Here is a 13,200-nt window from a genome sequence, read left to right as displayed (position 1 = left end):
ATTCTATTTCTCTAAAAATATGAGTACAGACTCCATCATCTTCTCATAACCAATCTCTTGATAAATTTTATTTGATGTTGGATTTGCCAGGTCCGTATATAATGTAGTTGTTTTGTAGCCTTCATCTAACATACGTTGACTAAGTGCAGCGACACAACTAGATGCGTACCCTTTTTTCCGAGCTTCTTTCGGTGTATATACGAAATTAACTGTTATATTGTTTGTAGTCGGTCTCGTTTTTGCAGCTACAGAAACAATCTTCCCGTCTACTTCTAAACCAAATAGACGATGATTAGTAATTAATGTATGAGCAGTTTGTTTCGCTTCTTCTTTCGTAGTAGGAAGCTTCACATCTTCGCAAAATTGATATATCCACTGCTCTATTAATGTTAGCTCATCACTACTTACTTCTCTAAAGATTCCATCTCCGTTCCACTTTTTCTTTACTTGTTTTAATTCATATATACCTTGCTCCATTGCAACATTAGTTTTCTTATTCTCTAACACTGCAATCTCTTCCGCTAATTTCTGTACGATTTTTTTATTACCAATCAATCCAGGAATATTTGGATATACTTTCGTTAACTCTTTTGCAAGTTCCTTAATAGCTACTGCCGAAATCTCAGACGTAGCAACAATTATTTGTTTCTTTTCTTCTGTTTGAAGAAATACAGCTGCAATTTCTTCCCCTTGTTTTGCTACTCCTATAAATATCGGTTCTTGGACCATTTGTAATACACCTAATATGAGATTATTTTCCTGCTCATTCTTCTCTAAAAATGGTGTAACCTCTTCTGTAAAATTAAGAATCTCTTCATATACATGTAATTGAATCATCGACAATCTCTTCTCTCTATTTATAGTTTCATTAAGTATTGGCGATTAATTCATTAAATCCCTCTTTTACGATTCAATAATATTCGAAGCTAACGTATTCAAATCATTTTCAGCTTGTAAAATTCTTTGTTTTTCCTTTTCAAATACCTCTTCTTCTTTTTGAAATGACTCTTTTCGATTTTTAATCATACGCTCCATCTCTTTTTTACTCGGTCCACCATATACATTTCTTTTTTGAATAAAAGCTTCTGGTGATATAACTTCTTTCCATTCTTCTTCTAATAAATTTACTTTCAAATTTTCTTGTAAGTATACATTTATGTCTTTGAAATGTAATTCATGTAACTCCTTTTTCTGCTCCAATGACATATTCGCAATCGTACTTGCTGCATGATGTGCATGCCGAAATGGTATTTCATAGTTTTTTGTTAAAAGATCTGCGAAATCTGTAATCGTAATCGCGTGTTTATATGAACGATTTTTTAACGTTTCCTCTTCTACTTTCATCGTTCGAATAACTGCGTTCATAATACAAAAAACACGAATCGCCTTTTCGATTCCTTTATATAAATACGGCTGCAAGTCATCCTCCGTATCGACAATATCGCCAAATGGTGTATTATGAATCATTTGAAATACAGTAAATGCTTCCCCTAAAGCACTACTCGTAATAGCACGGGCATGTTCTATTGAAACAGGATTTCGTTTTTGCGGCATAATACTACTTATTTGCACATATGGCTTCGCTACAGTAATCCCATCATATTCTTTCGTCGCTAATAGTAAAAAATCATGAATCCACCTACTCGTATTCGTCATAATTACCATTAGTAACGAGCTAACTTCTAATAAATAATCCGCTCCAGCAACAGCATCATATGAGTTCTCAATTACATTTGTAAACCCAAGTAACTGTGCCACTCGTTCTCGCTTAATTGGGAAGCTTGTTGTAGAAAGGGCAGCTGCCCCCATTGGAGAATGATTTAAAAGATGATACGCTTTTTTCATTCTTTCTAAATCTCGTTGCATCGTATCGTAAATTGCCAAAACATAATGACCAAATGTTGTCGGCTGCGCTGGTTGGGTATGTGTATACGCGGGCATAATTGTTTCCATATGTTCACCGGCGAGCTCCAGCATACTTTCTTGCAGCAATAAATGATGTTCCATTAACCGCAATACAAATTGCCGTAAACTCATGCGATACATCGTTACACCCATATCATTTCTACTTCTACCGATATGCATATTACTTACAAATTCACACTTTGCTTCTTGAGAAAGCAAATGTTCAACTAAGAAAAAAAGATCTTCATGCTGCTCCGTATATAATAATCTATCCTTGGGAATTGCCTCTACCTTTTTAAGTGCTGTTAGTATAACTTTAGCTTCTTCTCTTTTCATCAACTTTTCTTCAGTTAACATAATAATATGTGCCCTATGCACTTGAAACATATCTTTCAATAAATAATTGCGTTGAAAATCAAATACATGCTGTAATACACAATCCACATATGTTTTCCCAGGGAAATCAGCGCCTTCACTCTTTATAAACTCTTCTTTACTCTGTTTCATCACCTTTTCCCCTCTCACCTAAGTATTACTACCCATCATACCCAGGGATGGCAAAAAAGTGCTTGTACGTAAAAATAAACTCGGTGCTTATAGCACCGAGTTTATTTAATAAAAGTCGCATCATACTTATCACTTTGCAACACTTGGAAATGTAAATTTGCTAAGTGTTTACGTATTTCAGCACTGTCATCTTCATTTAAATTATTTGCTAAGAAAACAATTTCTGTACAGTTTCCGCGTTTATCCATTGCATAAACTGCTTTAGTTACCGTCCATGGTGTATAACCATTCTTTTGTCCAGCATGCCTGAATGTTTTACGATATTTCTTTGCGCTCATATCTGTTTCAACGATATTCGCCCACACTTTTTCTTCAGCTTCTGTAAGACCACCCTTATGATTTGCCTTTTGAAGCAATACCATATAATCATTTGCCGAAGCAGCAGGCAATCTATCCGACCAAATTTTGTCGTATCGTTCCTCTAAATAAAGAGGAATTTCCTTCTGTAATAATGGTCCCTTCTTTTTTAAGCGTTCATGAATAATCATGGCATACTCTCGATATTGCTCTTGGGACATTTCTTTTAACTTTTTCTCTATTTTATATTTTGGAACATGTAATTCTTTATGCAAATATCCTGGAATATATAATGATGAAACAATCGGAAATAGTGGTTGGTGTGCAGGGAGCGATAAGCTTTGTAAATTTCGATTAATGTTATCTAGCCCTAACACTTCCATTAAATATTCAGTATTTGCATTTGAACTGAACTTAACCATTCCTTTTGCAACTTCTTCTAAAGAAACCGCTCCTTCAGTTATCTTTTCTTTTTTTTGCAAATAATTTTGCCATCTATCTTGTGCACCACCATCTGTACCCGGCACATAATAACGATTCACATCATTAATTGAAACGAAACTAGACGGATCGATTTTCCCCTCTGTAACTTGTTTCGTATATTCAAGCGCCACAATTAATTTCATCGTACTAGCAACTGGCAATACAACATCCGGATTTACAGAATACACGACTTTATCATTTCTTTTTATTAAAAGTGCACTATTCTTTTCATCTTTATGTTCTTCAATAAAGGATGCTATGTACTGCGCATCATCATTATTTGAACTCCACACTTTTTTCACTAAAAAGTTACCCGATATCAGCAAAACAAAAATACCCAAAATCACTGCGCATACTATAGTTTTTTTCAAGTAAAATTCCTCTCCCATTGTGTAACTCTTCTCTATTTATCTCTTAAAAACAAAATAATGGAGATGATTATTTAAATAATCATCTCCATTATTTTAACTTGTATGTTCCTATTATGTCTACGTCATAATTTTCACGAAATCTTCAAGAAACTTTTTATAATGTAATGACCAACCAATTTTCACCCAATTTTTCAATGCTTTTGCATCAGGTTGCGGGCGAAAATCAGCGATACTTTCTCCTTTTGCAACTCCAACTGTATCGACATCAACACGGCGATACACGTAATCTAAAAGAGATGGATTTGCCGCTACCATCATTGTAACAACGTCATGTACTGGACTACCTGTTATTTTGGGATTTAACTTTTTATAAGCTTTATAATAATACGTAAATATCGGTTCGATTAACTTATTAAAACTTGTTTTAGAGTGTTTCGTAATATACTTTACCATCTCCGGCGTAATAATAGCTTCAGATGTAACGTTAAGCGGCACTACTGTCACATTTTTTGCATTTTGCATAACTAATTGTGACGCAATAGGATCACCATGAAAATTCGCCTCTGCGACTGGTGTAACATTTCCAGGCATTAAGAACGCACCGCCCATTATATAATATTCTTTCACATACTTCATCATCGGTTTTTCTAAAATAAATGCTGTCGCTAGTGTCGTTGACCTACCAGCATCAACAATAATTAATTCTCCTTTATACTTTTCAAGAATATCAAAAAATGCACAAAAGGGTTTTATATTTGGTGAAAAAGCTTTTGGGGGTTTAATAGGTCCTAAGCCATCTGCTCCGTGAATTTCTGGATAATACGTCACAAAATCACCAGACAAAGGTATTTTAGCACCATTAATAACAGGTATATCTTCCCTGCCAGCTATTTGCAATAAATACGCCGCATTACTCGTCGCCTTTTCCTGCGTTACATTCCCATATCCAGTTACGACTCCAACGATATCAATATCAGGATGCAACAATCCATACATAATTGCTAAAGAGTCATCAATTCCCGGGTCTCCCAAAAACAACACTTTTTTCATCGACCTCAACTCCATCCCCGCAGTTGTTATTAATTTATGAATAGCCATGGATATACAGAATAGAAAAGAACAAATTCATAAGAAAAACGTAGTCCTATATTGACTACGTTTTTCTTCTAACTTATACTGTTTTTTTCACAACACTCATACTTCCAATGATGTAAGCGATAAACGCCAAACAAATCGGGAAAACAACTGTATGTATACCAAATGGATTAGGGTAGCAAAGGTGAATAAACATATAGGAACCTACTCCAACTAAAATAGATGCGAGAGCTCCAGTTGCATTTCCTTTTTTCCAATATAAACCTAACACAATCGGCCAAATGAACGCTGCTTCTAAACCACCGAAAGAAAATAAATTTAACCAAATTAAAAAGTCTGGTGGCTTAATAGCGGCAGCATATACGAGTAATCCTACGATACCAGTAATCAATAGGCTACCTTTCTTTATCGTACTATCCGCGGCATCTTTATTTATATAGTTCACATATATATCTTTAATAATTGACGAACTTACAAGTAATAATAATGAGTTCACAGTAGACATTATCGCTGCCATTGGTGCAGCTAAGAAAACTCCAGCTAACCAAGGTGGCAACACTTCCATCGCGAGTAGCGGCATTACTTTATCTGGTACCGTTATGCCTGGAAGGACTACTCTTGCAAACACACCTGTTAAATGCATACCAATCATAATCGTACCAACGACAACCGTTCCAATGATTAATGCTTGGTGCATAGCTTTTGAATTTTTATAAGACATAGCACGCACACTAATTTGCGGTAATCCAACGACACCAATCCCAATTAAAATCCAAAATGATGTGACATATGATTTCGTTAAACTTCCATCCGCTCCGAACGGTGTTATTAGATTCGGATTAATTTGAATAAGTTCCTGCATAATCTTTTCAACTCCGCCACCAGCAATGACAGTAGCAATTAAAATGATTGTTGTTCCGACTAACATAATGATTCCTAATAACGTATCTGATAAAGCGACTGCACGAAATCCACCAATTAACACATACACAAGTACAGAAAATGTAAATAAAAATAGTGCCGTTGTGTAGGAAAGTCCTGTTAGCGACTCAATTAATCGTCCGCCGCCAACCCACTGGGCTACTGTTGCTGAGAACAAAAAGATTATAATACATAACGCAGAAAGAACAACTACCGCTTTATTATTGTATCTGCCCTTTAAATAATCAATAAGCGTAATTGCTTCCATCTTTCTAGCGATAATAGCAAACTTTTTACCAATAACCGTTAAAACGATATATCCTGTTACAACTTGAATCGCTGATAACAGCACCCATCCAAGACCCATATTGTAAGCAATACCAGGCCCACCGATAAAGCTACTTGCACTACCGTACGTAGCAATCATCGTCATAGCTAATAATAAGCCACCAAGTTCACGCCCACCAAGAAAATATTCTTGTAAAAATTTATTATTAGCGGTTGCTTGTACACGTCTTGATGCATATACACCAATTAAAAACACAACGATAAAAGAAATTATCATTGGGATTATTACATACCAATTCATCTATCATTCCTCACTTTTTTCTTCCTCATCGAGTGAAATATCTTGAAATAAAAAACGAACAACTAAAATAAGCAAAATAACCATTACGATAAATCCAACGATACAGCTATAAAAAAACCATGCTGGAAAACCTAATACATATGTATATTCACTCGGATCCTTACTTCCAAGCCCATAAGCAAATCCATACCATATTATAAAATTAATAATAGCTAATCCAAGACCAATTAACGCTTCTCTATGGGCAACTCGAAAGCGCGGATCATCATGATAATTCTTCATTTTCCCCCTCCTCTCACGAGGTATAATTGTACCATTGTTCTTCTAGTTTTTCCTACTAGAAAGCAAAAACAAGCAGGATTTTTTATAATCATATAGAAGACCCTCTTACATTACATATTTTTTACAATTGTAACACAAATGAAATTTGAATTTTCAGCATTTGTTAATTATGATTTAAATTAGAGGCTTTCCATCTAGTTCCTACATCCTTGATTTCGGAATAAACGCCGTCTCGTACTGCGTTTAAATTATATTTTCAAGGGGGTTATACAATGAGTCAACTAGCTGTAAATCTTCATGAAAAGGTAGAGAAATTTCTTCAAGGCACAAAGAAACTATATGTGAACGGATCGTTCATTGAAAGCGCTTCCGGAAAAACTTTTAAAACTCCTAACCCAGCAACTGGTGAAACACTCGCTATCGTTGCTGAAGCTGGTCGCGAAGACATTCATAAAGCTGTGGTAGCTGCTCGAATGGCTTTCGATGAAGGTCCTTGGTCACGCATGAGCACTGCTGAACGCAGCCGTCTTATGTACAAGCTCGCTGATTTAATGGAAGAGCATAAAGAAGAGCTCGCACAGCTCGAAACGTTAGATAACGGAAAGCCAATCCGTGAAACAATGGCGGCAGACATACCACTTGCAATTGAGCATATGCGCTATTATGCTGGCTGGGCGACGAAAATTGTTGGTCAAACAATTCCTGTTTCCGGTGATTACTTTAACTATACACGCCATGAGGCTGTTGGTGTCGTCGGTCAAATTATCCCTTGGAACTTCCCACTTCTTATGGCAATGTGGAAAATGGGAGCTGCGCTTGCTACAGGATGTACGATCGTTTTAAAACCTGCAGAACAAACTCCACTATCCGCTCTATACTTAGCTGAATTAATTGAAGAAGCTGGATTCCCGAAAGGTGTTATTAATATCGTTCCTGGATTCGGTGAATCAGCTGGACAAGCACTTGTTAATCATCCACTCGTTGATAAAATTGCATTTACTGGTTCTACTCCAGTCGGTAAACAAATTATGCGACAAGCATCTGAATCATTGAAACGTGTTACTTTAGAGCTTGGCGGTAAATCACCGAACATTATTTTACCAGACGCCGACTTATCTCGCGCGATTCCTGGTGCACTTTCTGGTGTTATGTTTAACCAAGGACAAGTATGCTCTGCTGGATCACGCTTATTTATTCCAAAGAAAATGTATGATAATGTCATGGCTGATCTCGTCCTCTATTCTAAAAAACTAAATCAAGGTGTCGGTCTTAACCCTGAAACAACAATCGGTCCTCTCGTTTCCGAAGAACAACAAAAACGTGTAATGAGCTACATTGAAAAAGGGATTGAAGAAGGCGCTGAAGTACTTTGCGGAGGAAGTAATCCATTCGATCAAGGCTACTTCGTTTCTCCTACAGTATTCGCTGACGTAAATGACGAAATGACGATCGCAAAAGAAGAAATTTTCGGTCCAGTTATTTCTGCAATACCTTTTAACGATATTGATGAAGTAATTGAACGTGCAAATAAATCACAATTCGGCTTAGCGGCTGGTGTGTGGACAGAAAATGTTAAAACAGCACACTATGTTGCAAGTAAAGTACGTGCTGGTACTGTATGGGTAAACTGTTATAACGTCTTTGATGCAGCATCTCCATTTGGAGGATTTAAACAATCTGGCCTTGGCCGCGAAATGGGATCTTACGCGCTGAACAACTATACAGAAGTGAAGAGCGTTTGGATTAACTTAAATTAACGAGAAAGAACCTGACCTACTCGGTCAGGTTCTTTTCATTATGTATTCATTTACACTTGCAACCCACCGCTCACATTTAATACCTCTCCTGTAATGTAAGACGCATACTCTGATGCTAAAAAGGCAGCTGCGTTTGCAATATCTTCCGGCGTTCCGATTCTTCCAACTGGAATCGCTCCAACCATTTTCTCTTTTACTTTATCCGGTATTGTTTTTGTCATATCAGTATCCATAAACCCTGGACAAATCGCATTACACGTAATACCAAAACTTCCAACCTCTTTCGCTGCTGTTTTTGTTAAGCCTACAACCCCTGCTTTTGTAGCCGCATAATTTGCTTGTCCAATATTTCCTTCCCTACTAATAGAAGAAATATTAATAATCCGTCCATACTGTTGTTGTCTCATATAAAGAAGTGCTGGCTGCATACAATAAAAAACGCCAGTTAAGTTCACTTGTAATACTTGTTCCCAAGCAGACTTCTCCATCTTATGTAACATTGCATCTTTTGTAATCCCAGCGTTATTCACTAAAATATGTAATGTACCAAATTTTTGCACCGCATATTCAATTAACGACTTCGCTTCATTTTGATTACTCACATCACATCGATATAAACTCACATCATACCCTTCATCTGATAATTCACGTGTCGTTTCTTGTAGCTTCTCTTCATTTACATCACTAATTAATACTTTGGCCCCTAGTTTTGCAAAAACTCGTGCGATTTCTTTTCCAATCCCCTGCGCAGCACCCGTTACAACAGCTGTTTTCCCATTCAACAAATCCATCCCTATCCCCCATTTCTATTAGTTATATTGTATATTTCGGCTCTATGCTTTCCAAATCCTCTTTGTATAAAAAAGTCTATTTGTGTCAAACTAACTTTGCAACACCGCATAAAACACAAGGAGATTGTGTCGAATGAAAAAAAAGAATGTAAATCGAAACAAAGCTGCCGATGGCATTGATGTTGAGTTCGCTCGCGAACTCGCTGACCACAATGACTTAGAAGCAAACGCACGTGCAAATGCCGCTGATGCACGTCAAAAACGCCAATCAACAGAAAAATAAGGAACTACAACGTTCCTTATTCTTTTCAACAGGGACCTACTACCCATCAAAATAAACCGAGAGTATCTCTCGGTTTATTTTCTATATTTCTTTACGTAGTGCGCTAAAGCAAGTAACGGATATATATGTCCATAACTATGATAGCGAATATAAAAGCCCCCCGGTAACCCTGTACCAGTAGGATATTTTTCATTCATAGTAGACTGCGCGAGCAAATATGAAATTCCTTTTCGAATAATCGGTGTTTCTTGATCGTAGTAAGAAATGAGTGCATCAAGTGCCCACGCTGTTTGTGACGGCGTACTAAAAGGTAAAGAAATAAATTTTTTCTCTACACTACTTTGACAGGATTCTCCCCACCCTCCGTCTTCATGCTGCAAATGTTCGAGCCATGAAGCTGCTTTTTTCAACGATGGATGAGTAGAAGGCACTCCTAATGCACGTAAGCCTGTCATCGTTGCCCATGTCCCATATATATAACATATCCCCCATTTTCCATACCATGATCCATTCTGTTCCTGTACATCCATTAACCATTTGATAGCTTTCTTTTTTTGCTCTTCAAGCAATTCATTCGGTGCATACGTTCCGAATAATTCTAACACCCTACCTGTAATATCTGGTGTGGACGGATCGGTTATCATATCACTCGCATTTTCAATCGGCAAATTCGATAGTAACTTGCTCGTTACCCCTCGTTCAAAAGCTCCCCAGCCTCCATCATTGTTTTGCAATCCTTTCACCCATTCCACGCCTCTTCCCCACGCATCATCTACTCTATCATTCCCTCTACTTCGCGCTAACGCTCTAAGGGCAGCTGTAGTATCGTCTATATCAGGGATCGTCGTATTAACATCTGAAAATCCCCAACCGCCAGCTACAAGTGATGATGCATGTACGCTCCAATCTACCTTTTTAGTTTGTTGTTTTTGCAATAAATACTCCGTCGCCCTTTGAATCATCTTATTTTCATTTGTAACTTTAGCTTCTTGCAATGAATAGCTAAGTAAAGCGGTATCCCATACGGTAGAAGGAGAATTTTGCAAATGACTTCCTCTGTCCATCTTCCATATATAAGATTTTAATCCTGTCACAGCTTTCTCAATAATTGGAGACTGAATAGAGTGTCCTAATGCAAGCAAAGCATAAATCATATAAAACGTAGCACTGGCGTAACTATATAATGTTCCATTTTCATCTATACGCTCCTTCATAAAGCGCTCTACTTCTTCGTATCCTTTATGATGTAACGATAATGGATAAGATATTACCTTTTTCACATCACCTAAAAACGATTGAAACAGCGGAGGCCGCTCCTCTCGAAACCATTGCCCACCCCCGCCTGCAATATGATTTAAATTTGGCAATAACTTTTTCTCTACACGGAATCTCTTATTCATACAAATCATCATCGGAATTAAATGTATACGCGCTGAGCTGCTTAGCCCAAATATACTGAGGGGCGAGTCATCTTGTAAAAATAAGATTGGCGTTGGAAAGTGAAAAAGCGCAGGAAATTCATATTCTCCATGAATCGCTAATAAAAATTTCGTCATAAAATGAGCACGAGAAACTCCCCCGTGTTCCTTAATAAACATTTCAGCTCGCCTCATATTCATAGCTTCTTTCGAATATCTTTCCGAAGCAAGTAAAGCAGCATATGCTTGAATCGTCGCGGATAAATTCCCTCCCTTTTCATCTTCGTATAATTTCCAAGTCCCTTCATTTGTTTGAAGAGATACTAACCTTTTCACAAACGGTTCTATTTCGTCATTTCGCCCTAATAATTTGAGTAAAAAAATCATGTGACAATCCGTTAGCAAAGCTCCTTCAAAACAAAATTGCCACGTTCCGTCTTGCCTTTGCATCGTTTGAAGTGCAGTCGTTCTCCGCTCTATCTCCTCATGCACTTTGTCATATAGTAGCACACCGCTCACCCACCCTTTCTAAGTCCGTATACGATATTCGAAAACTCATCTAAATATGTATGAAAACAAAGAAAAGCAGAACGTGCATTACACACATTCTGCTTACAAACAATACCCAACCCCGACAACAATTCCTAATAGTGCACCAACAACAACTTGATACGGTGTATGTCCAACGAGCTCATTTAACTTTTTATATTCTGTTTGTCTACCATGAAAAAAATCATTCAATATTTTCGCTTGCTTACTTACCGCAAGCCTTACTCCTGAAGCATCGTACATAACAATAATGGCAAAAATAGCGGCAACCGCAAATATTGGACTCTCCACACCTTCCACCACTCCGACACCTGTAGCAAGTGCAGTAACAGTCGAAGCATGCGAACTTGGCATTCCACCTGAAGCAAAGAACTTAGCAAAATCAAACTCGCCTGTTTTTATTAATTTAAAAACGACTTTCGTTAACTGTGCTAAAAACCAAGAAATTATAGCTGCTATAAGTGGATCATTATGTAAAATTGTTTCCATGTTTTTCAGCTCCTCACTGACTATAATGGAATTTCTATATAATATAAGTATAAAGAAAAATGCGTAGAAAATACTACGCATTATGATACTTTTGCTGATTTATTTTTAATAAATTTTGGTTGCTTCTGTAGTAGAAACTTTGTTTTCGCCATTGAAAAGACAAATAAAGCAATCCATATACAGAAAAACGCAATCATATGAGTAGATGTGAAATGTTCACCAAAAACGAACACACCTAAAATTAAACTAATAGTCGGCGCGATGTATTGTAAAAATCCTATCATATAGAGCGGAATAAGTTGTGCTCCTTTAGCAAAATAAAAGAGTGGTAACGCTGTAACAATACCTGCCCCTATTAAAAGAAACGTTGATATTGCCGAAATAGAACCGAACGAACCAAAGCCATGAACTCCTGTCATAAACAAATATATAAGTGCAAATGGCGTCACTAACATCGTTTCCATCGTAAGCCCAATTGTTGCATCATAATTTAATAATTTTTTCGTTAATCCATATAATCCAAATGAAAAAGCAAGTGAAAGAGAAACCCATGGAATTGATCCGAAACGTATCGTTAAAATAACAACGCCCAATCCAGCTAAACCAACCGCAACATATTGCCAAAAATTAAGCTTCTCTTTTAAAACAACTGTACCAAGTAAAATACTTATAAGTGGATTAATATAATACCCAAGACTTGCTTCGATTACATGGTTATGATTTACGGCCCATATGTATACAAACCAGTTTCCACTAATAAGTACCGAAGCAATTGTTAATGACATTAATAATTTAGGTCGTTTAAAAAGGGCCACTAACTCCCCACCAAACTGACGAAACCTCTTCGTTACTCCTAAAACTAACAACATAAAAACAAATGCCCAAACGATGCGATGCGCTAATATTTCATCTGCCGGTACTTCCTCCACCCATTTCCAATAAATCGGAAGGACTCCCCACATCGTATACGCACCTGCTGCATATATAATCCCCTGCTTTTGCTCTGCTGTTTGACTCCCCATCTTCCTTTTTCTCCTCTTCTCTTTTTTTCTTCATTATAAAGTCTCACATGCTTACTTTACCAATATTCAATCTGCATTTCTTTCGACATTCCTCTTGCAAATCCTTTATATGTATAAAAACACTCCTACTGTTATAATAACGAGCACTGGAATACCGAAGACAAATTTACTTTTATGTGTCTTATGATGAAACATATACATACCAATCCAAGCTCCAACCGCTCCTCCAGCTGCAGCTGATAAAAACAACGTACTTTCTGGCGTTCTCCACTGCTTTTTCTTTGCTTTTCGCTTATCAAGCCCCATCATACTAAATGCTATAACGTTGATAATAATAAAATAAATCCATTTCATCTCTTTCTCTCCCTTAAAAAATCCGCT

At 37.0% G+C, this 13,200-nt stretch carries 13 protein-coding genes; 2 read left to right on the top strand and 11 right to left on the bottom strand.

Annotation, left to right across the window (positions count from 1 at the left end):
• Nucleotides 1-3 precede the first annotated feature (3 nt).
• The 6 genes from ABH955_RS00835 to ABH955_RS00810 all read right to left on the bottom strand — a co-directional run bounded on the left by ABH955_RS00835 (nucleotide 4) and on the right by ABH955_RS00810 (nucleotide 6,510).
• Nucleotides 4-837, bottom strand: a complete 834-nt coding sequence (locus ABH955_RS00835; protein WP_193663188.1) for a GNAT family N-acetyltransferase — start codon at nucleotides 835-837, stop codon at nucleotides 4-6.
• 66 nt (nucleotides 838-903) lie between these two features.
• Complete coding sequence (gene argH, locus ABH955_RS00830) at nucleotides 904-2,412, bottom strand: argininosuccinate lyase (protein ID WP_404456610.1); 1,509 nt, start codon at nucleotides 2,410-2,412, stop codon at nucleotides 904-906.
• 101 nt (nucleotides 2,413-2,513) lie between these two features.
• A complete protein-coding gene (locus ABH955_RS00825) occupies nucleotides 2,514-3,623 on the bottom strand; it encodes a serine hydrolase (protein ID WP_404456608.1) in 1,110 nt (369 codons plus the stop codon).
• A gap of 117 nt (nucleotides 3,624-3,740) precedes the next feature.
• A complete protein-coding gene (locus ABH955_RS00820) occupies nucleotides 3,741-4,673 on the bottom strand; it encodes a nucleoside hydrolase (RefSeq protein ID WP_404456606.1) in 933 nt (310 codons plus the stop codon).
• 121 nt (nucleotides 4,674-4,794) lie between these two features.
• Nucleotides 4,795-6,228, bottom strand: a complete 1,434-nt coding sequence (gene panF / locus ABH955_RS00815; RefSeq protein WP_404456604.1) for a sodium/pantothenate symporter — start codon at nucleotides 6,226-6,228, stop codon at nucleotides 4,795-4,797.
• A 3-nt stretch (nucleotides 6,229-6,231) separates the two neighbouring features.
• Complete coding sequence (locus ABH955_RS00810) at nucleotides 6,232-6,510, bottom strand: YhdT family protein (protein WP_002014357.1); 279 nt, start codon at nucleotides 6,508-6,510, stop codon at nucleotides 6,232-6,234.
• 272 nt (nucleotides 6,511-6,782) lie between these two features.
• Here ABH955_RS00810 and dhaS point away from each other — a divergent pair, with 272 nt between their 5' ends.
• Nucleotides 6,783-8,267 carry an aldehyde dehydrogenase DhaS gene (gene dhaS, locus ABH955_RS00805; RefSeq protein WP_002066470.1) on the top strand — a complete coding sequence of 495 codons (1,485 nt, stop codon included), beginning with the start codon at nucleotides 6,783-6,785 and terminating at the stop codon, nucleotides 8,265-8,267.
• Between the two features lie 50 nt (nucleotides 8,268-8,317).
• Here dhaS and fabG read toward each other — a convergent pair whose 3' ends face one another.
• On the bottom strand, nucleotides 8,318-9,058 hold the full coding sequence (gene fabG, locus ABH955_RS00800) for a 3-oxoacyl-ACP reductase FabG (protein ID WP_002111090.1): 741 nt from the start codon (nucleotides 9,056-9,058) through the stop codon (nucleotides 8,318-8,320).
• A gap of 133 nt (nucleotides 9,059-9,191) precedes the next feature.
• On the opposite strand from fabG, the gene ABH955_RS00795 reads away from it, so the two are divergent.
• On the top strand, nucleotides 9,192-9,341 hold the full coding sequence (locus ABH955_RS00795; protein WP_002066466.1) for a YfhD family protein: 150 nt from the start codon (nucleotides 9,192-9,194) through the stop codon (nucleotides 9,339-9,341).
• Between the two features lie 74 nt (nucleotides 9,342-9,415).
• Here the strand turns inward: ABH955_RS00795 and ABH955_RS00790 are convergent, their stop codons facing one another.
• The 4 genes from ABH955_RS00790 to ABH955_RS00775 form a co-directional block, all read right to left on the bottom strand.
• Nucleotides 9,416-11,269 carry a terpene cyclase/mutase family protein gene (locus ABH955_RS00790; RefSeq protein WP_404490802.1) on the bottom strand — a complete coding sequence of 618 codons (1,854 nt, stop codon included), beginning with the start codon at nucleotides 11,267-11,269 and terminating at the stop codon, nucleotides 9,416-9,418.
• A gap of 102 nt (nucleotides 11,270-11,371) precedes the next feature.
• Nucleotides 11,372-11,797, bottom strand: a complete 426-nt coding sequence (locus ABH955_RS00785) for a divergent PAP2 family protein (protein WP_000447809.1) — start codon at nucleotides 11,795-11,797, stop codon at nucleotides 11,372-11,374.
• An 80-nt stretch (nucleotides 11,798-11,877) separates the two neighbouring features.
• Entirely contained in the window at nucleotides 11,878-12,819 is a 942-nt protein-coding gene (gene rarD, locus ABH955_RS00780; RefSeq protein ID WP_002014350.1) for an EamA family transporter RarD, read from the bottom strand.
• Nucleotides 12,820-12,924: 105 nt separating this feature from the next.
• The gene (locus tag ABH955_RS00775; RefSeq protein WP_000871335.1) at nucleotides 12,925-13,173 is read right to left on the bottom strand and encodes a DUF1294 domain-containing protein; all 249 of its coding nucleotides are present in this window, start codon (nucleotides 13,171-13,173) and stop codon (nucleotides 12,925-12,927) included.
• Nucleotides 13,174-13,200: the final 27 nt, after the last annotated feature.

The sequence above is a fragment of the Bacillus sp. RC240 genome, assembly GCF_044907945.1.
Taxonomy (GTDB): domain Bacteria; phylum Bacillota; class Bacilli; order Bacillales; family Bacillaceae_G; genus Bacillus_A; species Bacillus_A mycoides.
Note: the sequence above shows the minus strand (reverse complement) of the source record. Positions and strands in the feature narration are given on the sequence as shown.